Source organism: Nocardioides sp. cx-169 (assembly GCF_021083605.1).
Classification (GTDB): domain Bacteria; phylum Actinomycetota; class Actinomycetes; order Propionibacteriales; family Nocardioidaceae; genus Nocardioides.
Genome location: NZ_JAJNRO010000004.1, coordinates 246,823 through 272,883, shown reverse-complemented (window position 1 = coordinate 272,883; position 26,061 = coordinate 246,823). Strand labels below are relative to the sequence as shown.

The following is a 26,061-nucleotide window of genomic DNA, read 5'->3' as shown; positions in this document are numbered from 1 at the left end:
TTACCGTGGATCGGTGCGCCTCCCCTTCCCCGCCCTGCTGACCACGACCGCCGCCGCCGGCCTCGGCCTCGCGCTCCTCGCGCCGCTGACGCCCGCCACCGGCGCCGCCTCGACTTCCTCGTCCTCCTCCACCGCCGCGGCCAAGCCGCGGTCGATCGCCTACACGCAGTGGGAGACCGGGGCCGAGCTGCGCGCCGGAGCCCGCACCGGGACGATGGTCCTCAAGGGTCGCCTCGCCGTCACGAAGGCGGCGACCGCGCGCCGTACCTATGCGGGGAAGAGCTACCAGGTCGGGCGCTGGCTCTCGCCGTGGACGCCGACGAAGTTCGGCCTCACCGAGCTGATCGCCTCCTGGGAGGCCACCACGCCCGGCAACAGCTGGGTCGAGATCGAGGTGCGTGGGCGGACCACGGCCGGCGCGCGGTCCAGCTTCGACGTGCTCGGCCGCTGGACCTCAGGCGACAGCCACACCAAGCGGCAGACGGTCTCGGGCCAGAAGGACGACCTGGCCAGCGTCGCGGTCGACACCTGGCGCAGCAACGCCAGCGCCGGGCTCAGCTCCTACCAGCTGCGCGTCTCCCTCATGCGCCTGCCCGGCAAGGCCAGCCCGACGGTCGACACGATCGGGGCCGTCGCCTCCCGGCTGCCCACCGGGGACGTCGTCGAGTCCAAGCCCGGCGTCGCCCGCGGCACGGTGCTCGACGTGCCGCGCTACTCCCAGATGGTCCACGAGGGCCACTACCCGCAGTGGGGCGGCGGCGGCGAGGCGTGGTGCTCGCCCACCTCGACCTCGATGGTCCTCGGCTACTACGGCGCGCTGCCGAAGCCGGTGCGCTATGCCTACCTGCCCTCCGACCACGTCGACCCGTGGGTCGACCACGCGGCGCGGATGACCTACGACACGGCCTACGACGGCACCGGCAACTGGCCGTTCAACACCGCGTATGCCGCCGCGCAGACCGGCGGCGCGTTCGTCACGAGGCTGCGCTCGATGCGCGAGGCCGAGCGGTTCATCGCCGCCGGCATCCCGCTGGTCATCTCCGTGGCATTCGGCTCGGGCGAGCTCACCGGCGCCCCGATCTCCGCCACCGACGGACACCTGCTCGTGGTCGTCGGCTTCACCCAGTCCGGCGACGTGGTGGTCAACGACCCCGCCTCTACCACCCGCGCGGGCGTGCGCCGTACCTACGACCGCGGCGAGCTCGAGAACGCCTGGCTCCCCACCACCGGCGGCACCACCTACGTCATCACCGACGCCGCCCACCCGGTCCCGGACACCGCCCACACCAACTGGTGATCGGGGCGGCGCCGCTGACGCGGCTCTGGTAACGGCGACGCCCGCCGCTCAGCCGGACGCCGACAGGTCGATGCCATGCCGGCCGGTGGCGCCGTCGGGCAGGACGTCGCGCTCGACCTCGGTCTGCACGAGTCCTTCCGCGTCGGTCGCGCGGACCACGATGCGGTGCTCGCCCGGCTCCAGGTCGACCACCGCGCGCCACTGCACCCAGGTGTCGATCGTGCCCGGGTCGGCGAGGTCGGCCTGCTGCCAGGCACCGCCGTCCACGGCGACCTCGACGGCCGAGATGCCGGTGTGCTGGGCCCAGGCGACCCCGGCGACGGTCACCTCGCCCGCCGCGACCTCGGCACCCGAGTCCGGTACGTCGATCCGCGAGGCCAGCTTGACCGGGCCACGCTCGGCCCAGCCCTTCTCGGTCCAGTAGGCCTGGATGTCGGCGAAGCGCGTGACCTCCAGGTCCACCACCCACTTGGTCGCGGAGACGTAGCCGTAGAGCCCGGGCACGATCGTGCGCACCGGGAAGCCGTGCTCGATGGGGAGCGGCTTGCCGTTCATGGCGACCGCCAGCATCGCGTCGCGGTCGTCGGTCAGCACCTCCAGCGGGGTGCCGCAGGTCCAGCCGTCCTCGGAGGTCTGCAGGACCGCGTCCGCGCCCGGCTGCACACCGGCGTCGGCCAACAGCGTGGCGACGCGGACCCCGCTCCACCAGGCGTTGCCGATGAGGTCGCCGCCGACCGGGTTGGACACACAGTTGAGCGTCACCCAGGCCTCGGTCTTCTCGAAGGCGTTGAGCTCGTCGAAGGTCAGCTCGATCTCGCGGTCGACCAGCCCGTGGATGCGCAGCCGCCAGTCACTCGGGTTGATCACCGGGATGGCGATGGCGGTGTCGATGCGGTAGAAGTCCGTGGCGCTGGTCAGCCACGGCGAGATGCCGTCGGCGCCAATGAGGGCGCGCGGCGGGACCTGGGGGGCGCTCACGCCCGGCAGCCGCAGCAGCCCGCGGATGCGCTCCACCTCGCGGCGCCCCGCACCGACGAACCGTCCGAGCACTCCCGCCACCGCCGCCGTGCCGGCGACCGCGCCGGCACCGATGAGGAACCCTCGCCGCGAGGACTCCGGCATCGCGGCGGCCGGCTCACCGAGCTCGATCGACTCGGTCGCCACGTCCGCCGTACGCAGCGGGGCGGCGAGAAGCGACAGGGCCACCAACCAGGTCACGAACCCCACCAGCACCGGCAGCGCGTCGGTGGCGTTGGCGGTGCCCTGCGGTAGCAGCACCGCCAATGCCGCCGCGACCGCGAGCGCGGTCAGGACCAGCACCGGCGCCCACCAGCTGCTCCGGGCGAGGTGGCCGACGACGGCGAACAGCACCGTGACGACCGCCAGGATCCCGGCGACCAGGACCGCCTTGTCCTGATGCCCCAGCAGGTCGATCGCCGCCTCGGCCACGGGGCCCGGGGTCAGCCGGATGACGTCCTCGGCCACGGCGACCACGGGCGACTCGCGGATGGAGAGCAGGTTGGCGGTGAGGTAGCTCGTCGTCAGCCCCGCCGCACCGGCGAGGATCCCGGCCAGAGGCCAGGCCCCACGAGTCGACGTCACACCCTCGATTGTGGCTCAGGCATCATCGGGGGGTGAAGCAGCCCCGGATCGGTATCGGCACCGACGTCCACCGGCTCGTCCCCGGCGTCCCCCTCCACCTCGCCGGCCTGGCCTGGCCCGACGAGCCCGCCGGGCTCGAAGGCCACTCCGACGCCGACGTCGCGGCCCACGCGGCGTGCGACGCGCTGCTGTCGGCGGCCGGCCTCGGTGACCTCGGCTCGAACTTCGGTACGTCGGACCCGGCCTGGGCCGGTGCCTCCGGGGCGGCGCTCCTGGGCGAGACCGCACGGCGCGTGCGCGAGGCCGGATTCGAGATCGCCAACCTCGCCGTCCAGGTCATCGGCAACCGCCCCCGTCTGGGGCCGCGACGCGCCGAGGCCGAGGCCGCCCTGTCGGGCGCCGCCGGCGCGCCGGTGCGCGTCTCCGCCACCACGACCGACGGCCTCGGCCTCACCGGCCGCGGCGAGGGTGTCGCCGCCATCGCCACGGCCCTGCTGCTGAGCGAGGCCTGACGCGAGGCCTCCCGAGGCGATGACCTCGTCCATCGCCGTCTCGGCCAGACGTTCTGGCCCTCTCCCTTGTCAAGACCAGATCAGGTGGGCAGGCTGTCGGCCATGTCTCCAGACGGGCGTCACCACGGGGGGGGACCAGTGGTGGTCATGGGCGTGTCCGGGTCCGGCAAGAGCACCGTCGGCGCCGCCCTCGCCCAGCGCCTGAGCGCCCCCTTCGCCGACGCCGACGACTTCCACCCCGCGGCCAACGTGGCCAAGATGACCGCCGGCCACGCCCTGGACGACGACGACCGCCGGCCCTGGCTGGAGGCCTTGGGGATCTGGCTGGCCGACCACGAGGGGGGCGGGGTGATGACCTGCTCGGCGCTCAAGAGGGCCTACCGCGACCGGCTGCGGGCGCACGCACCCGAGACGGCCTTCGTGCACCTGCACGGCGACCGCGGCGTCATCGCCCGCCGCCAGGCCACCCGGCCCGGGCACTTCATGCCGGCCTCGCTGCTGGACTCACAGTTCGCCACCCTCGAGCCCCTCGAGGCCGACGAGCACGGCTTCGTCGTCGACGTGGACCAGTCGGTGGACGCGATCGTCGAGCAGGTCGCCGGACACCTGGCCCCGCCCGGGGTCGGCTGATGTCCCCCGCCGTCATCCTGGCCGCGACCGAGCTGACCGAGCCGGTCGCCGGCGGCGGCCGGCTGGTGCTCGCCGCCCTGGTCGGCATCGCGCTGATCGTCGGGCTGATCACCTTCCTCAAGGTGCACCCGTTCCTCGCACTGATCGTGGGCGGCTTCGCCGTCGGGGTCGTCGCCGGCGTGGACGTCGCCGACGTGGTCACCAGCTTCACGACCGGCTTCGGCACCACGGCGGCCGGCGTCGGCATCCTGATCGCGCTCGGTGCGATGTTCGCCAAGCTGCTCGCCGACTCCGGCGGCGCCGACGAGATCGTCGACGCCATCGTCGGCCGCGCCAGCACGCGGAGCCTGCCGTGGGCCATGGCGGCCGTGGGAGCGCTGATCGGGCTGCCGATGTTCTTCGAGATCGGGCTGGTCCTGCTGATGCCGGTGATCTACCTGGTCGCCCGGCGCGCGCAGCTCTCCCTCGTCACCGTGGGCATCCCCGCCCTGGCCGGCCTCTCGGCGATGCACGGCCTGGTGCCGCCGCACCCCGGCCCGCTCGTCGCCATCGACGCTCTGGGCGCCGACCTCGGCACCACGCTGGCGCTCGGAGTGCTGGTCGCGGTCCCCACCGTCGTCGTCGCGGGGCCGCTGTTCGCGCCGATCGCCGGGCGGTGGGTGCCGGTGCCGGCGCCCGACCGCTTCGAGGCGCGCGAGTCGGAGACGGTGGAGCGGCGGCCGTCGTTCCCGGTCACCCTCTTCACCGTCCTGCTGCCGGTGCTGCTGATGATGGGCAAGGCGCTCGCCGACATCCTCATCGACGACGAGGACGATCCGGTCCAGCGGGTGCTCGACGTGGTCGGGACCCCGGTCGTCGCCCTGCTGATCGCCGTCGTCGTCGCGATCTTCACCTTCGGCCGCGGCGCGGGCATGGACCGCGAGGCCGTCGCCACGTCCATCGAGTCGTCCCTGCCGCCGATCGCCGGGATCCTGCTGATCGTGTGTGCCGGCGGCGGCTTCAAGCAGGTGCTGGTCGACACCGGGATCGGCACCCGGCTCGCCGACTGGGCCCAGGACTTCGACGTCTCCGTGATCGTCCTGGCCTGGCTGCTCGCGGTCCTGATCCGCCTGGCCACGGGATCGGCCACCGTCGCGACCATCACCGCCTCCGCCCTGGTGGTCGGCCTGGCCGAGGGCCTCAGCCAGGGCGAGACCTCGCTCGTCGTCCTCGCCGTCGGGGCCGGGTCGGTCTTCTTCTCCCACGTCAACGACGCCGGCTTCTGGCTGGTCAAGGAGTACTTCGGCATCTCGGTCGGCCAGACCATCAAGACCTGGTCGGCCATGGAGACGATCCTGTCGGTCACCGGCCTGATCTTCGTGCTCCTGCTCAACCTGGTGATCTAGCAGCCGGGTCGACTCAGGCCGCGTGCATCTTGCGGTGGCCGACGAGCACGACGCCGTCGACCACCTTGACGTCGTACGCCGGAACGGAGATGTGGGCGTCCTCAAGGCACTTGCCACTGCGCAGGTCGAAAGCGTGGCGGTGCGAGGTGGACGCGACGAACGGGACGTCGCCTCGGGTTCCCACGATCCCGCGCGCGATGACCGAGGCCTTGGCGAACGGGTCGTGGTTGCCGAGGGCGTAGACGTGGTCGTCCTGCGTCCGGAAGATCGCGATCGCCTGGCCGTGCACCAGCGCCGTGACGCCGCGCTCGACCTCGAGCTCGGCCACCCGGCAGACCGGCTGCCACTCCTCTGCGTAAGGGGAGCGAGGTGTCATCGCGACCTCCTTTCGTGTCTCGGAACCTAGGTTGCGCGTGTGTGCCCCCTGTTTCGCCGTGTAACAGCCGTGAAAACGATCGCCCGCGCCCCGACCGCCGCGGCCGACCCTTGCCTCGGGTGACCCGCGTCACCTACTGTGCGGTCATACGTGATTGATACACGCACATATGTGCATCAGGAGGAACGATGACCGACGCGCCGATGGCCACGGCGGAGGCAGCCCGCCACGCCCTGCACACGATGTGGAGCATCCGCCGCTTCGAGGAGGCCGTGGACGACCTCTTCGCCCGCGGACTCATGCACGGCACCATGCACCTGTCGATCGGTCAGGAGGCCTCGGCGACCGGCGTCTGCATGGCGCTGCGCCCGGACGACGCCATCACCTCGACCCACCGCGGTCACGGGCACTGCATCGGCAAGGGCGCCGACCTGACCCGCATGATGGCCGAGCTGCTCGCGAAGGAGACCGGCTACTGCCGCGGGCGCGGCGGCTCGATGCACATCGCCGACGTGGCGACCGGCAACCTCGGCGCCAACGGCATCGTTGCCGGGGGCATCCCGATCGCGACCGGCGCGGCCCTCGCCTACCGGATGCGCGGTGAGGACCGGGTGGTCGCCTGCTTCTTCGGCGACGGAGCCACCAACGAGGGCGCCTTCCACGAGGCGGTGAACCTCGCCGCCATCTGGAAGCTCCCGGTCGTCTTCGTCTGCGAGAACAACAAGTACGGCATGTCGTTCTCGACCGAGAAGTCGATGGCCGTCGAGAACATCGCCGACCGCGCGGCCGCCTACGGCATCCCCGGCGTCACGGTCGACGGCAACGACGTCTCGGCCGTCTACGAGGCCACCCGCACGGCGGTCGACCGGGCGCGCGCCGGTGAGGGCCCCACGCTGGTGGAGAACCTCACCTACCGGTGGAAGGGCCACAGCAAGTCCGACAAGAACCTCTACCGCACCAAGGAGGAGATCTCGGAGTGGCGAGCCCAGGACCCGATCCTCCGCTTCGAGCACGACCTCAAGGAGTCGGGACTGCTGTCCGAGGAGGAGATCCAGGGCATCCGGACGCAGGCGATGGAGGAGATGCGCGACGCGGTCCGCACCGCCAACTCCGCCCCCGACGCCGACCCCTCGGACCTCCTCGACGCGGTCTTCGCGCCCGTCTGACCCGCCCATCCCCCAGGAGCCCCCATGACCAGCACCCAGACGACCAGCGCGCCCACCGACACCGGCCGCGAGATCACCTACTCCGAAGCCATCCGTGAGGCGATTGGCCAGGCCATGGAGGCCGACGAGCGGGTCTTCATGCTCGGTGAGGACATCGGCATCTACGGCGGCGCCTTCGGCGTCAGCGGCGACCTCTACCACCGCTTCGGCGCCGAGCGGATCCGGGACACCCCGATCTCCGAGCTCGGCATCGTCGGCGCGGCGGTGGGCGCGGCCCTCGCCGGGATGCGGCCCATCGTGGAGATCCAGTTCTCCGACTTCACCAACCAGGCGATGGACCAGATCGTCAACCAGGCCGCCAAGATCCACTTCATGCTCGGTGGCGCCGCCACCGTGCCGATGGTCTTGCGGGCCCCCCTGGGCTCCGGCACCGGCGCGGCCGCGCAGCACTCTCAGAGCCTCGAGGCCTGGTTCGCGCACGTGCCGGGTCTCAAGGTCGTCATGCCGTCCTCGGCGGCGGACGCGAAGGGCCTGCTGCTGTCCGCGATCGACGACCCCAACCCGGTCATCGTGCTGGAGCACAAGCTCCTCTACCGCACCTCCGGCCCCGTCCCCGAGGAGGCCGTCCGCGTCCCCCTCGGGAAGACGAACGTCGTCCGCCGTGGCAGCGACCTCACCATCGTCGCCACCGGCGTCATGGTGTCGCGCTCGCTCGAGGCCGCCGGCATCCTCGCCGACGAGGGCGTCGACGTCTCCGTCATCGACCCTCGCACCCTGAGCCCTCTCGACGACGCGCCGATCCTCGAGGACGTCGGCCGCACGGGCCGGGTGCTGCTGGTCCAGGAGGCCCCGGGACACGGCGGGTTCACGGCCGAGATCGCCGCGAGGATCACCGAGTCCCCCACCATCTACCGGCTGCTCGCACCGGTGAAGCGTCTCAGCGGCCTCAACGCGCCCATCCCCTACGCGCCTCAGCTCGAGACCGCCTCGGTCCCGCAGGTCGCCGACATCGTCGACCAGGCGCTCACGATCATGAAGGAGTCGTGATGACGCGCCTCGCCATCAGGATGCCCAAGATGTCCATGACGATGACCGAGGGCGAGGTCTCGGAGTGGATGGTCGCGGTCGGCGCCGAGGTCGCCGAGGGCGACGTCGTCTGTGAGGTCATGACCGACAAGGTCGACATGGAGGTCGAGAGCACCGTCAGCGGGCGCCTCGTCGAGATCGTGGTCGCCTCCGGCGTCGCGAACGTCGGCGACCCCATCGGGTGGGTCGAGGGCGAGGACACCGGCGGCGGATTCGGCGACCTGCTGATGGCGCCGGAGCCCGACGCCGCGGCCGTCGAGACCACCACGGAGGACGTGCCCGCCACCGAGGCCCCTCGCACCGTGCTGGAGGCCGAGGACTCCCCCGCACCCGACCCGGCTGCGGCGCCCGCACCGCCCGATCCGGCCTCCTCCGGACCGCCCGCGGCCGTCCCCCGCGCCCGCGGCCTCGCCGCCGAGCGCGGCATCGACCTGGCCGACGTGGTCGGCAGCGGCCCGGACGGGCTGATCCGCGTCGCCGACGTGGAGGCGCTGGCCCAGCCCGTCGCTACCCCTGCGGCGCCGCCGGCCGCACCACCGGCCGCGCCAGCCACACCGGCCACACCGGCCAGGGCGCCTCAGCCGCAGGCCCGCCCGGCCGGCGACCGCAAGACAGCCATCCGCGGTGCCGTGGCCCGCAAGATGACGCCGAGCGCGGCGATCCCGCAGTTCACGGCATGGCGCACGATCGAGCTCGACGCGGTCGACGGCCTGCGCCAGGGGGTCTCCTGGACCACCGTGCTGCTGCGGGCGTACGCCGCGGCCCTGCGCGAGGTGCCGGACCTGCTGTGCCGCTGGGAGGACGACCGCGCCACGGAGAGCGGGCCGCCGAGCATCGCACTCGCCGTGGCCACCGACCGCGGGCTGCTGGTGCCGACGTTCCTCGAGCCCGACCTCGGGAGCGCGGCGGACCTCGACGCCGAGATCCGCGCCGTGGTCCGCTCGGCGCACGCCGGCAAGCTGGACTCGGCCTACATGGGCGTAGCCAACGGCTCGCTGTCCAACCTGGGCGGTCTCGGCGTCGACCGCTTCCAGGCGCTGCTGACCCCGCCCCAGGCCAGCGTCCTGTCCCTCGGCAGCATCCGGCAGCGACCGGTCGCGGTCCCCGGCGGCGTGGGCTCGGCCCTCACCGTCGAGGCCGGCCTCACCGTCGACCACCGGGTGGCCGACGGCGCCCACGCAGCGGAGCTCCTGCAGCGCCTCGCCGCGCGGCTGAGCGGGGCCCTCTAGCCCCGCCGCTCACCCACCGCGCCGGCGTCGCGGGACCTGCGGGTCCCGCGGCGCCGATGGGCGCTCCCACGCGACCCCTGTCAACCCCTTGACGTGACGCACGTTACAGGCGACAGTCCTGCCTACCAGATGTGATCACAAGATGCACAAAGGTGACGATGGCAGCCCCACGAGACCCCAGCACGCTCATGCGCGCCGCGTACCTCTACTACGTCGAGGACCGGTCGCAGGCGGCGATCGCCGAGGAGCTCGGCACCAGCCGGTCCAACGTGTCGCGGATGCTGGACGAGGCCAAGCGGCAGGGCATCGTCGAGATCCGGCTCAACGACCCCTCAGGCCGGCACCGCCAGCTCGAGGAGCAGCTCGCCACGCGTTTCGGCCTCACCGAGGCGAGGGTCGCCCCCCGAGGGGCCCGGTCCGGCGCCAGCGCCGAGGATCGGGTCGGGGGCCTCGCCGCGGGCCTGCTCCTGGAGAGCCTCAAGGAGCCGATGACCGTGGCCCTGTCCTGGGGCAGCGCCCTGCAGTCGATGGTCTTCGCGGTGACGACCGACGCCGACCACGACGTGACGGTCGTCCAGCTCCTCGGCGGCGTCTCGGCGGTCAACAACGACATCAGCGGACAGGAGCTCGTGCGCGAGCTCGCCGTGCGGCTCGGGGCCTCCTACCGCCTGCTCCACGCCCCCGCGACGCTCGAGTCCGCCCAGGCCGCCCGGTCGCTGCTCGAGGAGTCCTCGGTGCGCGCGGCCCTCGGCCTGGCCCGTAGCGCGGACCTCGCCTTCGTCGGCGTCGGCGACCCCACCCACGGTTCGTCGGCGGCCGTGCTCGAGTCCCTGCGCCTCGACGAGGAGGAGGACCGGGACTTCTGGGCGCGCGGCCCCGTGGGCGACCTCGCCGGCCGCTACGTCACGGCGAGCGGCGAGCCCGTCGGCGGCCCGGTCGAGGAGCGGGTCGTCGGCGTCAACCTGGCCGACCTCAACCACATCCCCGTGGTCTACGGGGTCGCGGTCGGTCGCTCCAAGACGACCGCCGTCCTGGGTGCCCTGCGGGGCCACCACGTCGACGGCCTGGTCGTCGACGAGGCCCTCGCCCGGAGCCTGCTCAGCCACTGACCCGCACGCCCCCACCCGAAGGAGCACCACCGTGAAGAAGGTCCTCGTCATCTGCGGCACCGGCGTCGCCACGTCGACCATGGTCGCCAGCAGCATCAAGGAGCACTGTGCCGCGCAGGGCATCGACGTGCAGGTCACCCAGGGCAAGGTCATGGACCTGCTCGGCTCCACCCCCGACGTCGACGTCATCGTCGCCACGACCGCGGTCCCCGACGGCATCACCGTCCCGGTCGTCCCCGGTCTGCCGTTCCTGACCGGGATGGGCAAGGACCAGGCCCTGGCCGACGTCGTCTCCCACCTGCAGTGACCGGACCCCGCCTCCCCCGCCCGCCCTCCGCATCGACCCCGCCGCCTCGACCTCACAGAAGGTGATCCCATGGAAGCCGTCAGCGCCTACATCAACGACCTCGGAGCCGCGGTCGTGCTCCCGGTCCTCATCGCGGTCTTCGCGATGGCCCTCGGGCAGAGCTTCTCCCGCTCGGTCCGCTCCGGTGTGCTCATCGGCGTCGGCTTCGTGGGCATCAACCTGGTCATCGGCCTGCTCGGCAACTCGATCAGCCCGGTCGCGCAGGCCCTGGCCGGCCGCCTCAACGTGGACCTCGACATCATCGATGTCGGCTGGCCCTCCAGCGCCGCGATCGCGTTCGGCTCCCAGGTGGGCGCGGTGATCATCCCCTTCTGCCTGGCGCTCAACGTCGTCCTGCTGCTCGCGGGGCTGACTCGCACCTTCGACATCGACCTGTGGAACTACTGGCACTTCGCCCTGGGCGGCGCACTGGTCGCCGTCGTCATGGACAGCTTCTGGTGGGGCCTGTTCGCCGCCGGCGTCGCCATGATCATGGTGCTCGCCCTGGCCGACCTGGCCGCGCCGATGATCCAGAAGTACTTCGGCTTCCCCGACATCTCCTTCCCGCACGGCACCTCGGCGCCGTACGCCCTGCTGGCGATCCCGCTCAACCGGCTGATGGACAAGATCCCCGGCCTCAACAAGATCGAGGCCGACCCGGTCGCGATCCAGCGGCGCTTCGGCATCTTCGGCGAGACCCTCTTCGTGGGCCTGGTCATCGGGCTGCTGCTGGGCATCGCCGGCTTCGGGTTCGACGACCCGCGCGCCGACTCGATCAGCATCCTGACCCTCGGCATCACCGTCGCCGCGGTCATGGTCATCCTGCCGCGCATGGTCGCGATCCTGATGGAGGGCCTCGTGCCCGTCTCCGAGGCCGCCCGTGACTTCATGGCCAAGCGCTTCCCGGGCCGCAAGTACTACATCGGCCTCGACTCCGCCATCGCCGTCGGCCAGCCGGCCGTGATCGCCACCTCGCTGATCCTGGTGCCCGTGACCCTGCTCGTCGCCATCGCGCTGGCTCCCCTGGGCAACCGGGTGCTGCCGCTGGTGGACCTCGCCACGATCCCGTTCATCGTGGCGGTCATGGTGCCGATCTTCCGCGGCAACATCGTGCGCTCGGTCATCGGTGGCGCGATCGCCATCGGTGGCGGGCTGTTCATCGCCACGGCCCTCGCACCCACCTTCACCTCGGTGGCCCTGGCCTCGGGCTTCGAGAACTCCACCGGCTCCAACACCATCTCCTCCCTCGTCGACGGCGCCAACCCCCTCACGGGGGCCCTGGTCGCCTTGAGCGAGCTCGGCCCCGTCGGTCCCGTTGCCGGCCTCGTGATCGCGCTGGCCTTCGCGCTGTTCGTGCGCCGGATCGTCCTCAAGCGCGACGAGGCCGAGGCCCAGGCGCAGAGCGCCGCTCCGGTGGGCCCGTGACCGACGCCTCCCAGCCGGTCCTCGAGGCGTCGCTCTGCTTCGTGGGGTCGTCCGCCGCCGGCATCCGCGACGCCACCTCGGCGCTGCGGCTGCTGGGGCGGGCGGCCACCGAGCAGGGCTTCGCCGCCCCGACGTACGTCGACGCCCTGCTGGCACGGGAGGAGGCGTACCCGACCGGACTGCCGCTTCCCGTGCCGGTGGCCATCCCGCACGCGGACGCCACCCACGTGCGCGTCCCGGCCCTGGCGGCGCTGGTGCCGCCCGCCCCGCTCACGTTCGGTGAGATGGGCAGCAAGGACCGCACGGTCGAGGCCGAGCTGGTGCTGCTGCTGCTGGTCGACGACCCCCAGCAGCAGGTCGGCCTGCTGGGTCGCCTGATCACGGCTCTGCAGCGCCCCGACCTGCGCGAGCGCCTTCTGGCGGACCCCGACACCCCCACGGCGCTGGCGGCACGCTTCACGACACTGCTGGAGGGGTGAGCGCGCCCGCCGGCCGCACCCGAGCGCCGCGCCGGAATCACCGCTCGGGGGGAATTGGACCCCCTCGGGGGCTTGACGTGACCTGCTTCACACTCTTATACATGTCGTGACCATATGTGACGAACCTTACGCACAAAGGTGACGACCGTGCCGAATCCCCGCGACCCAGCGATGCTGCTGGCCGCCGCGCGCCTGTACTACCTGGCGGGCAAGTCGCAGGCGCAGGTCGCCGACGAGCTGGGCACGAGCCGGTCCAACGTGTCCCGCATGCTCTCGGAGGCGCTGAGTCGGGGCATCGTCGAGATCCGGATCAACGACCCGGCGGGCCGCGTGCACGAGCTCGAGGACGAGCTGAAGCGGGCCTTCGGGCTGCGCGATGTCCGGGTGGCCTCCGCCAGCCTCGGCCCCGCCGCGCGGATCGAGGAGCAGGTCGGCACCCAAGCGGCCCGGCTGCTGCTCGACAACCTCAAGGACTCGGTGCGGGTCGCGCTGTCGTGGGGCCACGCGCTGCAGTCAATGGTGTACGCCACGACCAGCGACCAGGAGTTCCACCGGCTCTCGCTGGTGCAGCTGGTCGGCGGCCTGTCGTCGGTACGCAACGAGATCAGCGGCCAGGAGCTGGTGCGTGAGCTCGCCGTCCGCCTGGGTGCGGAGTACCGCTTCCTGCACGCCCCCGCGACCCTCGAGACCCGAGCCTCGCGTGACGCGCTCACCCGTGAGCCCTCGATCGCGGAGGCGCTGGTCGAGGCGGGGCGCGCCGACATCGCGTTCGTCGGGGTCGGCACGCCCTCGCACGGCTCGTCGTCGGCCATCTTGGACTCGCTGAGCCTCAGCGAGTCCGACCGTCGCGCGTTCTGGGACGCCGGGCCGGTCGGCGACGTCGCGGCCCGCTACTTCACCGCCGACGGGACTCCCGTGCGGGGCGCGGTCGACGACCGCATCCTCGGGCTCCCTCTGGAGGACCTCGTCGCCATCCCCCAGGTCGTCGGGGTCGCCTACGGGCGCGCGAAGACGCCCGGCGTCGTGGGCGCCCTGCGCGGGCACATCATCGACTCCCTCGTCTGCGACGAGACCCTCGCCCGCAGCATCCTCAGCGAGGTGCGCGGCGGGTCCGCCACCGGCTCTACCGACAGGAAGAACTCATGACCTCCACCGCTCTCTGGCTGCTCGTGGCCGTCGTCGCCGGCTGGCTGGTCCAGCTCTACTTCACCTACCAGCAGTCCATGGCGTTCAACCGGCGCGTGCGCGAGCTGCGGAAGTCGGGCACCGTCACCGTCGGCGTCGCCGGCAAGCGCTACCGCGGCGGACGGGCGTTCGTCGCCCTCGCGGTCGACGACCACCGGATCGTGCGCGACGCCATCTCGCTGCGCGGCTTCACCACCTTCGCCCGCGCCCGACCGGTCCCGGCTCTCTTCGACGTCAAGGTCAACCACATCCAGGGCGACCGCGACTTCCCCCAGCTCACCCGGCAGGAGCGTGAGGCCGCACGCCAGGCCGTCACGCTGCTGCGCCAGGGGGTGGACACGATCGATCGGGCGCCCGTGTAGCAGCACGCCGCTCGCCGGTCCGGGGTGGAGCCCGGACTGACGAGCGGCGCAGGAGTCGAGCGGGTCCGCCCGCGGAATAACCATCGATGCCAGGCAAGCATCACCGACCAGGCCTTCACGCGAGGGTCGACTCGACAGGAGCAATCATGCCATTCACCCAACTGGCGGCGAACCTCACCGCCGCCGAGACAACGGTCGACGAGCCAGGGGGTGTGTTCGGCGCGCTCGCCGACGCCGCCGACTGGTTCATCGGCCTCTTCGAAGCCGGCGGCGAGGTCTTCCTGGGTCTCGTCACCGGGATCATCCCGACCCTGGTCGTGCTGCTCACCGCGGTCAACGCGCTGATCCGCTGGATCGGGCCCGAGCGGATCGACAAGCTCGGCGAGTACGCCGCGCGGCCGGGCATTCAGTACTACCCCGTGCGGTACCTGATCTTCCCCGTCGTGTCGGTCTTCTTCCTGACCAACCCGATGGCCTACACCATGGGCCGGTTCCTGCCGGAGCGCTACAAGCCGGCGTTCTACGACTCGGCCGTGAGCTTCGTCCACCCGATCACCGGGCTCTTCCCGCACGCCAACGCGGGTGAGCTGTTCGTGTACTTCGGGATCGCCGCCGGCATCACCCAGCTCGGCCTGGGCACCAGCGACCTGGCCGTGCGCTACCTGCTGGTGGGCATGCTCGTGATCCTCATCCGCGGCATCGTCACCGAGATCATCACGGCGCGCATGCTGGCCCGCCGTACCTCCACCGAGGAGGTGCCGGCATGAGCACCACCACGACGAACACCCCCGGAGGCGGGGGCATGAACGGCGTCAACAAGGTGCTGGTCGGCGTCGGCAAGTCCGTCGGCGGCATCGTCGGCGTCCTCTACCAAGCCGGCCGCGACACGATCGACACCGTCATCCGCAACATCCTGCCGTTCATGGCGTTCATCGCCGTGCTGATCGGCATCATCAACGAGTCGGGGCTCGGCGACAAGCTGGCCCACCTCGTGGAGCCGCTCGCCGGCAACCTGATCGGGCTGCTCGCGATCAGCATCTTCTGCTCGATCCCGATCCTCTCCCCGGTCCTCGGACCGGGGGCCGTCATCGCCCAGGTCGTCGGCGTCCTCCTCGGCGACCGCATCGCCAAGGGCGACATCGCACCCCAGTACGCCCTCCCGGCTCTCTTCGCGATCGACCCTCAGGTCGGCTGCGACTTCATCCCGGTCGGGCTCGCCCTCGGGGAGGCCGAGGCAGAGACAGTCGAAGTCGGCGTCCCAGCGGTGCTGATCTCGCGACTCGTCACCGGCCCGCTGTCCGTGGTCATCGCCTACCTGGCGAGCTTCGGGCTCTACAGCACGGACTGAACGACCCCGCGCCGGGCGGGTTGCCCCTGACCCGCCCGGCGCGGCTCCCCAGGCCGGGACCCCCGGCCCCATCTCGACGCCGACCCGGTCGGCAGCTAGGAGCACCACCATGAGCGACTACAAGCCGGTCCAGGTCACCAAGGGTCGGGGCGGCTGGGGCGGACCCCTCACGATCTGCCCCACCGACGACCGTCCCCTGATCGCGTCGATCACCGGCGGCGGCATCCACCCCGTCGCGCAGAAGATCGCCGACCTCACGGGCGGCGAGGCCTTCGACGGGTTCAAGAGCTCGGCGCCGTTCGACAAGATCGCCGTCGCCGTCATCGACTGCGGCGGCACGGCCCGCGTCGGGGTCTACCCGATGAAGAAGGTCAAGACCGTCGACGTGCACGCGACCAGCCCCGCCGGTCCGCTCGCGCAGTTCATCACCGAGGACCTCTTCGTCTCCGGCGTGAAGCCCGAGGACGTGGCCGAGGCATGAGCGGAACCGAGAGCGCGGCCACCACCGCCACGGTCTACCAGTCGACGGTCACCCAGGTCGGCGGCCAGGTCGAGGCCTTCCTCTCGCACGGGCTGCTCATCTTCTTCGGCGCCGGCTCGCCGGCCGAGCTCCACGACATCTCCGTGCTCCACGAGGCCGACGTCGCCGACGACGGCCCGCGCCCCGGCGACACCGTCCTGGTGGGGAGCACCTCGCTCGAGGTGCTCGCGGTCGGCGACGTCGTCCGCGACAACCTCCTCAACCTGGGCCACCTGGACCTCAAGGCCGACGGCCGCACCGAGGCCAAGCTCCCAGGCGACGTCTGTGTCCGCAAGGGCGACCTGCCGCTGCTCGCGGTCGGCGACACGTTCCGGATCAGCCGCTCCCCCGACTCCCCGAAGGCAGTGACCCCATGAGCTACCGAGACCGGCTCCAACACAGGCTCGACGAGACCGGACGCCCCCTGCGCGTCGGACTCGTCGGAGCCGGACAGATGGGCCGCGGGCTCGCCGCCCAGCTGCTCCGCATGCCGGGCATCTCCCTGTCCGCCGTACTCGACGTCCAGCGCGAGCGGGCCCTGGAGGCCCTCACCCAGGCCGGCATCGAGGCCGTCGACGTCGACGGTCCCGCGGCCGCGGCCGCGGCCGTCGAGGCCGGGCACAGCGTCGCCCTCGAGCGGATCGAGGACCTCGCCGGGCTGCCCCTCGACATCGTGGTCGAGGCCACGGGCGTCCCCGAGGTCGCCGTCCAGGTAGCCGTCGCCGCCCTCTCCGCCGGCATCTCGGTCGCGACGCTGACCGTCGAGGCCGACGTGACCATCGGGCGCTACATGGCCCGCCTCGCCGAGGAGTCCGGAGCCGTCTACTCCGTATGCCGCGGCGACGAGCCCGTGGAGACCAAGATCCTGGTCGACTACGCGCGCGACCTGAACTTCGAGGTGATCTGCGCCGGCAAGGGCAAGAACAACCCGCTCGACCCGTACGCGACACCCGAGTCGCTGGCCGAGCGCGCGGCGGGCAAGCAGATGAACCCCAAGATGCTGACCAGCTTCGTGGACGGCTCCAAGGCCATGATCGAGATGGCGTCGCTGGCCAACACGACCGGTCTCGAGGTCAGCACGCCCGGGATGCACGGCCCGGCCTCGACGGTCCAGACCCTGCACCAGACCTTCGCGTTGAAGGAGGACGGCGGCGTCCTGGACCGCGCCGGGGTGGTCGACTACTGCACCGGCCCGGTCGCCCCGGGTGTCTTCGTGGTGATCCGCACCGAGGACCCCTACGTGCACCACGAGATGACCTACCTGCAGATGGGTGACGGTCCGTACTTCGCGCTGTACCGGCCCTACCACCTGGCCAGCATCGAGGCGCCCCTGACGGTCTACGAGATGGCGCTCGACAAGCGGGCCAGCCTGGTCTCCGAGCACTGGACGGCCGAGGTCGGCGCGCAGACGAAGCGGGCCATGAAGGCCGGCGAGCGGGTCGACGGCATCGGCGGTTCGACGGTCCGCGGCCACATCGAGGCGTCGGCCGACTTCGCCGCGGCGGGCCGCGTTCCGCTCGGAGTCCTGGCCGGGGCCACCCTGGTCCGCGACGTCCCGGTCGACCACACCCTCACCTACGACGACGTGCAGGTCGACGAGTCGCTGCTGATCGTGCGGATGCGCCGGATCCAGGAGGCGATGGACGACGCCGGAGCCGACGTCCCGGGCCTCGCCGCACTCCGCTCGGCCCTGGTCGCCTGAGCGCGGTCCGACATGCTCGACGGCCCGCGGGGACGGCTAGGCTCGGAGGGTGGCCACGCCCTTCTCCGACCCGGCCTCCCCGCGGGCCGCACTGGTGATGCTGGCGGCCGGGGAGGGCCGCCGTACCGGCCACCACACCAACAAGGTGCTGCTGCCGCTGGCCGGGAGAAGGGTCTTCACCTGGTCGCTCGGCTGGGCGCGACGGCTGCCGACGGTCACCCGGACCCTGCTGGTCATCCGGGAGCAGGACCGCGAGCAGGTGCTGGCCACGGTCGACCGCGAGGTCGAGCCACCGGACGTCACGGTCGTGACGGGCGGCGACAGCCGCCACGGGTCCGAGTGGGAGGCCCTGCAGAGCCTCGCCCCCGCCATCGAGAGCGGTGAGGTCGACGTGGTCGTGATCCATGACGCCGCCCGGCCCCTGGCGGGGACGGCGCTCTTCGCTGCCGTCATCGCGGCGGCGGCGGAGCACGGCGGTGCCATCCCGGTCCGCGACCAGGGCCACCTCACCTCCCTCGACGGCGCCGAGTCGGCGCCGGACCGGGTCGTGGCCGTGCAGACCCCGCAGGCCTTCGCCGCGCGGCCGCTCCTGGCCGCCTACCGACAGGCCGCGGCGGACGGCTTCGTCGGGACCGACACCGCGAGCTGCATGGAGCGCTACACCGACGTCCCCGTGCGCTGCGTGCCCGGCGACGCGGGGAACATCAAGATCACCTTCCCCGAGGACCTCTTCCTGGCGGAGCGGCTGCTCGCCAAGGCGTCGTGGGACCTGTCCGGCGGCCTCGAGCGCGCGACCGCGCCGGCGCGGGGCCGCCGGCACCTGGGCGACCTGTGGCATAGCGGGGAGCTCGCATGAGCGTCGAGCACGCGGACCTGCGCTGCGACAGCTGCGAGACCGTCACCGACCACGAGTTCCACTACGCCGGCCGACTGCTGGAGTCGGTGCGCTGCACCCGCTGCGGCAGCCACCTCGAGCTCTCGCACCGGGCGCTGCTGCCGGCCTACGCCCTCGACCTCGAGCATCGCCTCACGAGCAAGCCGCGCCGGATGTGGCACCGCGCGGCCCGCAACCCGCGCGGCTTCCTGGTCGGGCTGCCGGCGGCGGTGCTGCGGCAGCCGGCCAAGTTCCTGCACGAGCTGCGCGAGCTCATCCGTCGCTGAGGGGGGCGTGGTCCTCGGCGCGCACCTGCCGGCGCAGCTCGTCGACGCACTCCAGCAGGTTGACCGCCGAGGTGTCGTCGACCCGGCGCGCCAGCGAGGGCCCCTTGACCAAGGAGACGTCGCCCCGCGCGCGCATCCAGGCGACCAGCTCGCCGAAGTCACCGAGCGGGGGCGGACCGTCGGCAGACTCGACCACCCCCTGGGCCACGACCGCGGGCGCGATCAGGCCGGCCAGCCCCTCCCGGTCGATGGTGCCCTGGATCCGGTCCTCGACGACGGTCTTGACCGTGTCGGTGACCGGCCGGAACGCCACCGCGGAGATCCCGGTGCGCGCGGCCTCGTCGGCGACCGAGGCCAGGAAGCCGGCGGAGGCAAGCGGGCACAGAGGGTCATGGACGAGCAGGCCGGTGGGCGCCGCGACCACCTCTTTCCACCACTCGTCCACCTCGAGGACACGGGCCATCGGGGCCGCGCGGGAGACCTCATGCCGTACCCGCTCGCGCTGGTGCGGCTCGACGAGCACCGAGATGGCGTGCGAGCCGAGCTCCACGAGGGCACGCACCGCATGGACGTGGAGCGGCCTGCGGTGCAGGAGCGCGAACGGGACGTCCCCCCGGCCGACCAACGGCAGCACCGCGTGGTCAGGGCGGGCGACGGGCGTACTCATGGCGCCCCCACCGTAGGCGGTGGCAGAGTCGCGGTCACGAGCCGGTCAGGCGCGAGTGGGCCGGGTGAGGCCCTCGAGCTCGACCACGTCGGCCACCGACCGTACTCGCCGGGCCGTGGCCGGCGCCGGCACCGTCACCACCTCGAAGTCGCGACGCAGCCACGTCACCAGAGCCTCGAAGTCCGCAGCCGGTGGCTCCTCGCTGGCCCTCACCACGGAGGCCGGGAGCACCACCGGCGAGGCGACCGCCTCGGCACCGTCCTGCCCGGGAAGCACGCCGACGACCACCCGGTCCCGCTCGACGGCGAGTCGAACGCAGGAGGCGATGAAGTCCGCGGGCGTCATCGGGCACAGGCTGTCGTGGAGCACGAAGGGCTCCTCGGAGTCGACGATGCCGGCCCACTCGGTCCCGAGGTCCACGGGCGTGACCCCGGCCTCGCCCAGCGCCCACGCCGCACAGGTCACCAGCGCCTCACCGTGGATCAGCGCGAACGGCAGCGAGCCGCGGTCCTGCTCGATGACCGCGCCGAGCGCGGTGAGGTCGTCGTCCACGTGGCCCAAGGTACGTCGAAGGCCCCCGGCAGGTGCCGGGGGCCTTCGAAGAGCTCAGCTCAGGAGGCGAGGACCTCGTCGAGGATGGCCTCGGCCTTGTCCTCGTTGGTGTGCTCGGCCAGGGCCAGCTCTGAGACCAGGATCTGGCGCGCCTTGGCCAGCATCCGCTTCTCGCCCGCGGACAGACCGCGGTCGCGCTCGCGGCGCCACAGGTCACGCACGACCTCGGCCACCTTCATGACGTCGCCGCTGTGGAGCTTCTCCAGGTTGGCCTTGTAGCGGCGCGACCAGTTGGTCGGCTCCTCCACGTGCGCAGCACGCAGGACATCGAAGACGCGGTCGAGCCCCGCCTTGTCCACGACGTCACGGACGCCGACCAGGTCCAGGTTGCACGCAGGCACGCGCACGACCAGGTCCTGCTGGGCGACGATCCGGAGGACGAGGTACTCACGATCCTCGCCCTTGATGGTCCGCATCTCGATGTCCTCGATGACTGCAGCCCCGTGATTTGGGTAAACAACCGTTTCGCCGACGGTGAAAGTCATATGTGATGAACCCCTTCCTAGGGGTCCATTCTAACACGCCCGCGTGTCGGCGCCGTTGGTGTTTGCGCAGGTCAGAGGCTTGCAGCAGGGTTGACGAAATCGAATTCCTGTGATGGAGCCCCTCTCCGCCTGTGCCCGGAGAGCTCGAATATGGCGTGTTCGGCGGTGTTTCTCCCACCCTGCGCACGTCGTGGTCGATACTGCACGGATGGCGAAGACCCAGCGCTGGAGGCGACGCAGCTCCGCCGGGCAGGCACCGTCCGAGGAGAGCGTCGAGGAGCCCCCGAGCCGGGCGACCCTGACCGAGACCACGCCGGACGAGGACGCCGACCCGGCCCCGGCCCCCGCGGACCCCGAGCCGCGGCGGGGGCGGGGGCTGCGCCTGGCCGAGCGCGGCCCGGTCCTGCTGGTCCAGGCCGCCCACCCGCGCCAGGCGATCCTGACCGCCGTATTCGTGGCTGCCGCGGCCGCCCTGTCGGGTCGCCCGACGCGCGAGGTGCTCGTGGTGGGCGCGACCGTCCTCGTGGGCCAGGCGATCATCGGCTGGCACAACGACCTCGTCGACCGGCAGCGCGACGCGCGCCACGACGTACCCGGCAAGCCGCTGGCGCGCGAGCAGCTGGACCCCGGCACCGTGTGGTTCGCGCTCACGTGCGCCGTCCTGCTGGTGGTGCCCCTGGCCGTCACCTCCGGGATCACGGCCGGCAGCGCCTACCTGGTGTCCTTGGTCGTCGCGATCATGGGCAACGTCGTCCTGCGCACCGGCTTCCTCTCCTGGCTGCCCTGGGCCGTCTCCTGGGGCCTGTTGCCGGCCTACCTGTCCTACGGCGGATGGGGCGGGCAGTTCGAGGGCGACCCACCCAGCACGCTGATGGTCGTCCTGTTCGCTCTGCTCGGCATCGGAGTGCACTTCCTGCGTGCTCTCTGGGGCCTGGTGCCCGACAACGACGACGGCTGGACCTATCTGCCGCTCAAGCTCGGACTGCGGGTGGGCGCCACTCGACTGCTGGTCCTGTCGGGCTTCTACACCATGGCCGTGCTCGTGGCGATCGCCTTCGCGGCGACGTACTCCGGCCTGGCCCGCTGACCCCTCGGCGAGGGCACTAGGCTGAGCCCCATCCTCGCCGTGCGGCGCCCGATCGAACCGAAGGCTCTGACGATGCACCACCGCAGCAAGCTCCTGCTCGCCGCAGGAGCGCTCCTGCTCGCCACCCCCGCCCTCAGCTCCTGCGGGTTCAACCTGGCGACCGACCGCATCAACACCGTCCAGCACGGCGGCACCAATCGCGACGGCGATGTCGACGTGCTCGGGGCGGTCATCATCTCCGGCAGCGAGGGCACCGGCACGCTGAGCGGCACCCTCGCCAACAACACCGAAGACCAGGCCCAGTTGGCCAGCGTCACCAGTGGTGGCGAGGTCGAGCTGAGTGCCGGCGAGGTCGAGCCGACCGAGATCACCGGGCGCGGCGCCGTACAGCTGGCGGACCTCGGGGACGGCATCCGCGTCGAGGGCGACTTCCGGCCCGGCGACGTCGTGGACGTGGTGTTCGAGTTCGACAGCGGGGAGCGCGTCGACGTCGAGGTCCCGGTCGTGCGCGAGTGCGGCTTCTACGAGGGGCTCGACAGCGCCCCGTCGGCGTCCTCGTCCGACTCCCCGTCCGCGGGCAGCGGCGAGCCCAGCGAGACCGCGAGCGCCGGCGACGAGCCGTCGACCGAGCCCACCGACGACGCGGCCGAGAAGACCACGGCCTGGTCGTGCGACACCGAAGTGGACGAGGCGCACTGATGAGCCACACCCTGATCCTGCTCCGCCACGGCGAGAGCGAGTGGAACGCCAAGAACCTCTTCACCGGCTGGGTCGACGTCGCGCTGACCGAGAAGGGCCGCGCGGAGGCCGCCCGCGGCGGCGAGCTGATGCGCGAGGCCGGCGTCCTGCCCGACATCGTCCACACCTCGCTGCAGCGTCGCGCCATCAACACCGCCTACCTCGCCCTCGACGCCGCCGACCGCCACTGGATCCCGGTCAAGCGGTCCTGGCGCCTCAACGAGCGCCACTACGGCGCGCTGCAGGGCAAGAACAAGAAGGAGACGCTGGAGGAGTACGGCGAGGAGCAGTTCATGCTCTGGCGCCGCAGCTTCGACACTCCCCCGCCCCCGCTCGCCGACGACGACGAGTGGTCGCAGGTCGGCCTGCCGCAGTACGCCGACCTCGGCGACGAGATGCCACGCACCGAGTGCCTCAAGGACGTCATCGCCCGGATGCTCCCGTACTGGGAGTCCGACATCACCGCCGATCTGGCGGCCGGTCGCACGGTGCTGGTCGCGGCCCACGGCAACAGCCTGCGCGGCATCGTCAAGCACCTCGACGGCATCAGCGACGAGCACATCGCCGGCCTCAACATCCCCACCGGCATGCCCCTGGTCTACGAGCTCGACGACACCTTCACCCCGGTGACCGCCGGCGGCACCTACCTCGACCCCGAGGCCGCTGCCGCAGCCGCCGCCGCCGTGGCCAACCAGGGTCGCTGAGCAGGAGCGGGCGAGGCACGAGCCCGCTCCGTGGGCTCAGCGAGATCGAGCGATCCCCGCGACCGAGGGACGAGGTCGCGACGGGCGCGTCGACATCCAGCAAGGACCGCGGCACGACCCGCCCGAGCACGCCGTACGGACGATCAGGCGCCGACCGAGCTCGGGTTGAGGCCGGTGACGACGAAGACGACGCGGTGGGCGACCGAGACCGCGTGGTCGGCGATGCGCTCGTAGTAGCGCCCGAGGAGCGCGATGTCGACGGCGGCCTCGACGCCGTGCGGCCAGTCGTCGGAGAGCAGCTCGGTGAAGCTCTGACGGCGCAGCTGGTCCATCACCTCGTCGTCGCGACCGAGCTCGATCGCGGCCTCGACGTCGCGGCCGGTGATGATCTGCGAGACCCGGCGCACCATGTCCTCGGCGACGGCGGCCATGCGGCTCACGGTCGGCCGGATCTCCACGGGTACGGCGACCTGGGGCACCCGTAGCCGGGCGATCTTGGCGACGTGGACCGACAGGTCCCCCATCCGCTCCAGCTCGGTCACCATCCGCAGCGCGGCGACGACCGTGCGCAGATCCCCGGCCACCGGCTGCTGCAGCGACAACAGCGCGAAGGCGTCGTCCTCGACCTTCTCGCGGGCCCGGTCGATCTCGATGTCGCCGATGATCACCTGCTCGGCGATGGCCACGTCGCCGCTCAGCAGGGCCTCGGTGGCCTGGCCGACCGCCGTCTCGACCTGGCCGCAGATGCCGGCGAGGTCGACGAACATCGCGTCCAGCTGGTCATGGAAGAGCTCGCGCATGGCCGGGACCCTAGGCGGCGGAGGTGTCCAGCCGGGGCGGACGCATGAACGCCGGGTGAACACTGCGAAGCCTGGCTCCCGGGGCCGAACCGGGGGTGGACGCGGCCGTACGATTCACCTCGTGGACCCGACGACGCAGGCGTTCCTCGCCGCCCTGGCGGGGGCCCTCGTCGCGGGCGGCGGCGTACTCGCCTGGGCGGTCAGCGAGCGCCAGCAGCAGCGCTCGCCCGACGCGGAGGAGCCGGTGGTCCCGCCCGGGGTCGCCGGTGTCCTCTCGGTCCTGCGCAGCAGCGCGCTCGTCGTCGACGAGGCCGGTGTGGTGCTGAAGGCGTCCGCCCCGGCGTACTCGTTCGGGCTCGTGCGCGGCACTCACCTGGTGTCCCACGAGCTCGCGGACCTGGTGCGCCAGGTACGCCGCGACGGGCAGATCCGCGAGTCGGAGCTGGTGATGGCACGGGCCGTCGGACCGGACCGCCACCTCACGGCCCGGGTGGCGCCGCTGGGCTCGCGCCTGGTGCTCGCGCTGGTGGAGGATCGCACCCGGGAGCGGCGCGTCGAGGCGGTACGCCGCGACTTCGTGGCCAACGTGAGCCACGAGCTGAAGACGCCGGTGGGGGCCATCCGGCTGCTCGCCGAGGCGGTGCACGAGGCGGCTGACGACCCGGTCGCGGTGACGCGGTTCGCAGACCGGATGCTCCACGAGAGCGACCGGCTCTCGCAGCTGGTGCACCAGGTGATCGAGCTGTCGCGGCTGCAGGGCGACGACCCGCTCGACTCCCCCGTGCCGGTGTCGCTGGACCACGTCATCGAGGTGGCGATGGACACCAGCGCCATCGACGCCTCCGCCAAGCGCATCCGCATCGTCAACAGCGGTCCGAGCGGCCTGACCGTGCTCGGCAACGACGAGCAGATCACCGCCGCCGTCGCCAACCTGGTCGCCAACGCGGTGGCGTACTCCGAGCCGGAGTCCACGGTGCTGGTCACCACCAAGCGCGCGGACGAGGTCGTCGAGGTCTCCGTGGTCGACCAGGGCATCGGGATCCCCACCACGGAGATCGACCGGATCTTCGAGCGCTTCTACCGGGTCGACCCGGCGCGACACCGCTCCACCGGCGGCACCGGCCTCGGCCTCGCCATCGTCAAGCACGTCGCCGCCACCCACGGTGGCGAGATCCGGGTCTGGTCCGCCGAGGGGCAGGGCTCGACGTTCACCCTCTCGTTGCCCCACCATGCCGGAAGCGGGGCATCCGATCGGCAGCTCCAGGAGGAGGTCCAATGACGCGGGTACTCGTCGTCGAGGACGAAGAGAGCTACAGCGACGCCCTCGCCTACATGCTCCGCAAGGAGGGCTTCGAGGTCGCCATCGCCGCCGACGGCCACGCGGCGCTGAGCGAGTTCGACCGCCACGGCGCCGACATCGTCCTGCTCGACCTGATGCTCCCGGGGATCCCCGGCACCGAGGTCTGCCGGACCATCCGCCAGACCTCCACGGTGCCGGTGATCATGGTCAGCGCCAAGGACGACGAGATCGACAAGGTGGTCGGCCTCGAGCTCGGTGCAGACGACTACGTCACCAAGCCGTACTCGCCGCGCGAGCTCGTCGCCCGGATCCGCGCCGTCCTGCGCCGCGGCCAGGACGCCGAGGTCTCCCCTGACACCCTCGAGGCCGGCCCGGTGCGCATGGACGTCGAGCGCCACGTCGTCACCGTCCAGGGTCACGAGCAGCGGCTGCCGCTGAAGGAGTTCGAGCTGCTCGAGATGTTCCTGCGCAACGCCGGCCGGGTGCTCACACGCGGCCAGCTCATCGACCGCGTCTGGGGCTCCGACTACGTCGGCGACACCAAGACCCTCGACGTCCACGTGAAGCGTCTGCGCGCCAAGCTGGAGCCCGAGCCGAGCGAGCCGAGGTACCTGGTCACCGTCCGCGGGCTGGGGTACAAGCTCGACCTGTAGCGGCGGCGCGCGAGTCACAAGATTCACCGGGCCCCCGGTGAATCTCCTGCCTCCCGTACGAAGTTTCGTGCGGGAGGATCCAGTTTCACCGGGCA

General features: G+C 71.9%; 31 protein-coding genes. 25 read left to right on the top strand and 6 right to left on the bottom strand.

Going from position 1 to position 26,061, the window contains the following annotated elements; all coding sequences use genetic code 11:
* Positions 1-13 precede the first annotated feature (13 nt).
* On the top strand, positions 14-1,297 hold the full coding sequence (locus LRP67_RS21795; RefSeq protein WP_231269469.1) for a peptidase C39 family protein: 1,284 nt from the start codon (positions 14-16) through the stop codon (positions 1,295-1,297).
* 48 nt (positions 1,298-1,345) lie between these two features.
* Here the strand turns inward: LRP67_RS21795 and LRP67_RS07025 are convergent, their stop codons facing one another.
* Positions 1,346-2,899 (bottom strand): molybdopterin-dependent oxidoreductase, encoded by a 1,554-nt coding sequence (locus LRP67_RS07025; RefSeq protein ID WP_231269468.1) that lies wholly within the window; start codon positions 2,897-2,899, stop codon positions 1,346-1,348.
* 32 nt (positions 2,900-2,931) lie between these two features.
* Between LRP67_RS07025 and ispF the strand changes: the two genes are divergently transcribed.
* The 3 genes from ispF (at position 2,932) to LRP67_RS07010 (ending at position 5,426) form a co-directional block, all read left to right on the top strand.
* Entirely contained in the window at positions 2,932-3,411 is a 480-nt protein-coding gene (ispF, locus tag LRP67_RS07020; protein WP_231269467.1) for a 2-C-methyl-D-erythritol 2,4-cyclodiphosphate synthase, read from the top strand.
* 102 nt (positions 3,412-3,513) lie between these two features.
* Positions 3,514-4,041: a gluconokinase gene (locus tag LRP67_RS07015; RefSeq protein ID WP_231269466.1), complete on the top strand. Its 528-nt coding sequence runs from the start codon at positions 3,514-3,516 to the stop codon at positions 4,039-4,041.
* On the top strand, positions 4,041-5,426 hold the full coding sequence (locus tag LRP67_RS07010; protein ID WP_231269465.1) for a GntP family permease: 1,386 nt from the start codon (positions 4,041-4,043) through the stop codon (positions 5,424-5,426). The genes LRP67_RS07015 and LRP67_RS07010 overlap by 1 nt, the downstream gene beginning before the upstream one ends.
* A gap of 13 nt (positions 5,427-5,439) precedes the next feature.
* On the opposite strand, the gene nirD is transcribed toward LRP67_RS07010, so the two are convergent.
* Positions 5,440-5,802 carry a nitrite reductase small subunit NirD gene (nirD, locus tag LRP67_RS07005; RefSeq protein ID WP_231269464.1) on the bottom strand — a complete coding sequence of 121 codons (363 nt, stop codon included), beginning with the start codon at positions 5,800-5,802 and terminating at the stop codon, positions 5,440-5,442.
* A gap of 188 nt (positions 5,803-5,990) precedes the next feature.
* Between nirD and LRP67_RS07000 the strand changes: the two genes are divergently transcribed.
* The 16 genes from LRP67_RS07000 to LRP67_RS06925 all read left to right on the top strand — a co-directional run bounded on the left by LRP67_RS07000 (position 5,991) and on the right by LRP67_RS06925 (position 18,920).
* Positions 5,991-6,968, top strand: a complete 978-nt coding sequence (locus LRP67_RS07000; RefSeq protein WP_231269463.1) for a thiamine pyrophosphate-dependent dehydrogenase E1 component subunit alpha — start codon at positions 5,991-5,993, stop codon at positions 6,966-6,968.
* Between the two features lie 24 nt (positions 6,969-6,992).
* The gene (locus LRP67_RS06995; RefSeq protein ID WP_231244225.1) at positions 6,993-8,015 is read left to right on the top strand and encodes an alpha-ketoacid dehydrogenase subunit beta; all 1,023 of its coding nucleotides are present in this window, start codon (positions 6,993-6,995) and stop codon (positions 8,013-8,015) included.
* Positions 8,015-9,283, top strand: a complete 1,269-nt coding sequence (locus LRP67_RS06990; RefSeq protein WP_231269462.1) for a dihydrolipoamide acetyltransferase family protein — start codon at positions 8,015-8,017, stop codon at positions 9,281-9,283. The genes LRP67_RS06995 and LRP67_RS06990 overlap by 1 nt, the downstream gene beginning before the upstream one ends.
* 158 nt (positions 9,284-9,441) lie before the next feature.
* Complete coding sequence (locus LRP67_RS06985; protein WP_231269461.1) at positions 9,442-10,392, top strand: sugar-binding transcriptional regulator; 951 nt, start codon at positions 9,442-9,444, stop codon at positions 10,390-10,392.
* A gap of 31 nt (positions 10,393-10,423) precedes the next feature.
* The gene (locus LRP67_RS06980; protein ID WP_231269460.1) at positions 10,424-10,699 is read left to right on the top strand and encodes a PTS sugar transporter subunit IIB; all 276 of its coding nucleotides are present in this window, start codon (positions 10,424-10,426) and stop codon (positions 10,697-10,699) included.
* 69 nt (positions 10,700-10,768) lie between these two features.
* Positions 10,769-12,163 (top strand): PTS galactitol transporter subunit IIC, encoded by a 1,395-nt coding sequence (locus tag LRP67_RS06975; RefSeq protein WP_231269459.1) that lies wholly within the window; start codon positions 10,769-10,771, stop codon positions 12,161-12,163.
* Complete coding sequence (locus tag LRP67_RS06970; RefSeq protein WP_231269458.1) at positions 12,160-12,642, top strand: PTS sugar transporter subunit IIA; 483 nt, start codon at positions 12,160-12,162, stop codon at positions 12,640-12,642. Before LRP67_RS06975 ends, LRP67_RS06970 begins: the two co-directional genes overlap by 4 nt.
* 147 nt (positions 12,643-12,789) lie before the next feature.
* Positions 12,790-13,788 carry a sugar-binding transcriptional regulator gene (locus tag LRP67_RS06965; protein ID WP_231269457.1) on the top strand — a complete coding sequence of 333 codons (999 nt, stop codon included), beginning with the start codon at positions 12,790-12,792 and terminating at the stop codon, positions 13,786-13,788.
* Positions 13,785-14,189, top strand: coding sequence for a transcriptional regulator GutM (locus LRP67_RS06960; RefSeq protein ID WP_231269456.1), 405 nt, complete (start codon positions 13,785-13,787; stop codon positions 14,187-14,189). The genes LRP67_RS06965 and LRP67_RS06960 overlap by 4 nt, the downstream gene beginning before the upstream one ends.
* Positions 14,190-14,335: 146 nt before the next feature.
* Entirely contained in the window at positions 14,336-14,956 is a 621-nt protein-coding gene (locus LRP67_RS06955; protein WP_231269455.1) for a PTS glucitol/sorbitol transporter subunit IIC, read from the top strand.
* Entirely contained in the window at positions 14,953-15,537 is a 585-nt protein-coding gene (locus tag LRP67_RS06950) for a protein-N(pi)-phosphohistidine--sugar phosphotransferase (protein WP_269211205.1), read from the top strand. Before LRP67_RS06955 ends, LRP67_RS06950 begins: the two co-directional genes overlap by 4 nt.
* 109 nt (positions 15,538-15,646) lie before the next feature.
* Positions 15,647-16,018, top strand: a complete 372-nt coding sequence (locus tag LRP67_RS06945) for a hypothetical protein (protein WP_231269454.1) — start codon at positions 15,647-15,649, stop codon at positions 16,016-16,018.
* Entirely contained in the window at positions 16,015-16,434 is a 420-nt protein-coding gene (locus tag LRP67_RS06940; RefSeq protein WP_231269453.1) for a PTS glucitol/sorbitol transporter subunit IIA, read from the top strand. The genes LRP67_RS06945 and LRP67_RS06940 overlap by 4 nt, the downstream gene beginning before the upstream one ends.
* Positions 16,431-17,759, top strand: a complete 1,329-nt coding sequence (locus LRP67_RS06935) for an NAD(P)H-dependent oxidoreductase (protein WP_231269452.1) — start codon at positions 16,431-16,433, stop codon at positions 17,757-17,759. Before LRP67_RS06940 ends, LRP67_RS06935 begins: the two co-directional genes overlap by 4 nt.
* 49 nt (positions 17,760-17,808) lie before the next feature.
* Positions 17,809-18,615 carry a 2-C-methyl-D-erythritol 4-phosphate cytidylyltransferase gene (locus LRP67_RS06930; protein WP_231269451.1) on the top strand — a complete coding sequence of 269 codons (807 nt, stop codon included), beginning with the start codon at positions 17,809-17,811 and terminating at the stop codon, positions 18,613-18,615.
* Entirely contained in the window at positions 18,612-18,920 is a 309-nt protein-coding gene (locus LRP67_RS06925) for a hypothetical protein (RefSeq protein WP_231244239.1), read from the top strand. The genes LRP67_RS06930 and LRP67_RS06925 overlap by 4 nt, the downstream gene beginning before the upstream one ends.
* Here the strand turns inward: LRP67_RS06925 and LRP67_RS06920 are convergent.
* From LRP67_RS06920 to LRP67_RS06910, 3 genes are read right to left on the bottom strand one after another with little or no spacing between them, the layout of a single operon-like run.
* A complete protein-coding gene (locus LRP67_RS06920) occupies positions 18,907-19,587 on the bottom strand; it encodes a 2-C-methyl-D-erythritol 4-phosphate cytidylyltransferase (RefSeq protein ID WP_231269450.1) in 681 nt (226 codons plus the stop codon). The genes LRP67_RS06925 and LRP67_RS06920 overlap by 14 nt on opposite strands.
* Positions 19,588-19,632: 45 nt before the next feature.
* Positions 19,633-20,139 (bottom strand): hypothetical protein, encoded by a 507-nt coding sequence (locus tag LRP67_RS06915; protein WP_231269449.1) that lies wholly within the window; start codon positions 20,137-20,139, stop codon positions 19,633-19,635.
* 59 nt (positions 20,140-20,198) lie between these two features.
* On the bottom strand, positions 20,199-20,684 hold the full coding sequence (locus LRP67_RS06910) for a CarD family transcriptional regulator (protein WP_231244242.1): 486 nt from the start codon (positions 20,682-20,684) through the stop codon (positions 20,199-20,201).
* A gap of 208 nt (positions 20,685-20,892) precedes the next feature.
* On the opposite strand from LRP67_RS06910, the gene LRP67_RS06905 reads away from it, so the two are divergent.
* The 3 genes from LRP67_RS06905 to LRP67_RS06895 all read left to right on the top strand — a co-directional run bounded on the left by LRP67_RS06905 (position 20,893) and on the right by LRP67_RS06895 (position 23,213).
* Positions 20,893-21,771: a UbiA family prenyltransferase gene (locus LRP67_RS06905; RefSeq protein ID WP_231269448.1), complete on the top strand. Its 879-nt coding sequence runs from the start codon at positions 20,893-20,895 to the stop codon at positions 21,769-21,771.
* Positions 21,772-21,843: 72 nt separating this feature from the next.
* Positions 21,844-22,470: a hypothetical protein gene (locus tag LRP67_RS06900; RefSeq protein ID WP_231269447.1), complete on the top strand. Its 627-nt coding sequence runs from the start codon at positions 21,844-21,846 to the stop codon at positions 22,468-22,470.
* Entirely contained in the window at positions 22,470-23,213 is a 744-nt protein-coding gene (locus tag LRP67_RS06895) for a phosphoglyceromutase (protein WP_231269446.1), read from the top strand. The genes LRP67_RS06900 and LRP67_RS06895 overlap by 1 nt, the downstream gene beginning before the upstream one ends.
* Positions 23,214-23,356: 143 nt before the next feature.
* On the opposite strand, the gene phoU is transcribed toward LRP67_RS06895, so the two are convergent.
* Positions 23,357-24,013, bottom strand: a complete 657-nt coding sequence (gene phoU, locus LRP67_RS06890) for a phosphate signaling complex protein PhoU (protein WP_231269445.1) — start codon at positions 24,011-24,013, stop codon at positions 23,357-23,359.
* A gap of 121 nt (positions 24,014-24,134) precedes the next feature.
* Between phoU and LRP67_RS06880 the strand changes: the two genes are divergently transcribed.
* The gene (locus tag LRP67_RS06880; protein WP_308189706.1) at positions 24,135-25,292 is read left to right on the top strand and encodes an ATP-binding protein; all 1,158 of its coding nucleotides are present in this window, start codon (positions 24,135-24,137) and stop codon (positions 25,290-25,292) included.
* On the top strand, positions 25,289-25,966 hold the full coding sequence (locus tag LRP67_RS06875) for a response regulator transcription factor (protein WP_231269444.1): 678 nt from the start codon (positions 25,289-25,291) through the stop codon (positions 25,964-25,966). Before LRP67_RS06880 ends, LRP67_RS06875 begins: the two co-directional genes overlap by 4 nt.
* Positions 25,967-26,061: the final 95 nt, after the last annotated feature.

What these genes read in the sequence shown, in the direction of transcription:
- LRP67_RS07015 (WP_231269466.1), top strand. Translation starts at nt 3,514, where the DNA reads ATGTCTCCAGACGGGCGTCACCACGGGGGGGGACCAGTGGTGGTCATG.
- LRP67_RS07010 (WP_231269465.1), top strand. Translation starts at nt 4,041, where the DNA reads ATGTCCCCCGCCGTCATCCTGGCCGCGACCGAGCTGACCGAGCCGGTC.
- nirD (WP_231269464.1), bottom strand. Translation starts at nt 5,802, where the DNA reads ATGACACCTCGCTCCCCTTACGCAGAGGAGTGGCAGCCGGTCTGCCGG.
- LRP67_RS07000 (WP_231269463.1), top strand. Translation starts at nt 5,991, where the DNA reads ATGACCGACGCGCCGATGGCCACGGCGGAGGCAGCCCGCCACGCCCTG.
- LRP67_RS06995 (WP_231244225.1), top strand. Translation starts at nt 6,993, where the DNA reads ATGACCAGCACCCAGACGACCAGCGCGCCCACCGACACCGGCCGCGAG.
- LRP67_RS06990 (WP_231269462.1), top strand. Translation starts at nt 8,015, where the DNA reads ATGACGCGCCTCGCCATCAGGATGCCCAAGATGTCCATGACGATGACC.
- LRP67_RS06985 (WP_231269461.1), top strand. Translation starts at nt 9,442, where the DNA reads ATGGCAGCCCCACGAGACCCCAGCACGCTCATGCGCGCCGCGTACCTC.
- LRP67_RS06975 (WP_231269459.1), top strand. Translation starts at nt 10,769, where the DNA reads ATGGAAGCCGTCAGCGCCTACATCAACGACCTCGGAGCCGCGGTCGTG.
- LRP67_RS06960 (WP_231269456.1), top strand. Translation starts at nt 13,785, where the DNA reads ATGACCTCCACCGCTCTCTGGCTGCTCGTGGCCGTCGTCGCCGGCTGG.
- LRP67_RS06955 (WP_231269455.1), top strand. Translation starts at nt 14,336, where the DNA reads ATGCCATTCACCCAACTGGCGGCGAACCTCACCGCCGCCGAGACAACG.
- LRP67_RS06950 (WP_269211205.1), top strand. Translation starts at nt 14,953, where the DNA reads ATGAGCACCACCACGACGAACACCCCCGGAGGCGGGGGCATGAACGGC.
- LRP67_RS06945 (WP_231269454.1), top strand. Translation starts at nt 15,647, where the DNA reads ATGAGCGACTACAAGCCGGTCCAGGTCACCAAGGGTCGGGGCGGCTGG.
- LRP67_RS06940 (WP_231269453.1), top strand. Translation starts at nt 16,015, where the DNA reads ATGAGCGGAACCGAGAGCGCGGCCACCACCGCCACGGTCTACCAGTCG.
- LRP67_RS06935 (WP_231269452.1), top strand. Translation starts at nt 16,431, where the DNA reads ATGAGCTACCGAGACCGGCTCCAACACAGGCTCGACGAGACCGGACGC.
- LRP67_RS06925 (WP_231244239.1), top strand. Translation starts at nt 18,612, where the DNA reads ATGAGCGTCGAGCACGCGGACCTGCGCTGCGACAGCTGCGAGACCGTC.
- LRP67_RS06920 (WP_231269450.1), bottom strand. Translation starts at nt 19,587, where the DNA reads ATGAGTACGCCCGTCGCCCGCCCTGACCACGCGGTGCTGCCGTTGGTC.
- LRP67_RS06910 (WP_231244242.1), bottom strand. Translation starts at nt 20,684, where the DNA reads ATGACTTTCACCGTCGGCGAAACGGTTGTTTACCCAAATCACGGGGCT.
- LRP67_RS06905 (WP_231269448.1), top strand. Translation starts at nt 20,893, where the DNA reads ATGGCGAAGACCCAGCGCTGGAGGCGACGCAGCTCCGCCGGGCAGGCA.
- LRP67_RS06900 (WP_231269447.1), top strand. Translation starts at nt 21,844, where the DNA reads ATGCACCACCGCAGCAAGCTCCTGCTCGCCGCAGGAGCGCTCCTGCTC.
- LRP67_RS06895 (WP_231269446.1), top strand. Translation starts at nt 22,470, where the DNA reads ATGAGCCACACCCTGATCCTGCTCCGCCACGGCGAGAGCGAGTGGAAC.
- phoU (WP_231269445.1), bottom strand. Translation starts at nt 24,013, where the DNA reads ATGCGCGAGCTCTTCCATGACCAGCTGGACGCGATGTTCGTCGACCTC.
- LRP67_RS06875 (WP_231269444.1), top strand. Translation starts at nt 25,289, where the DNA reads ATGACGCGGGTACTCGTCGTCGAGGACGAAGAGAGCTACAGCGACGCC.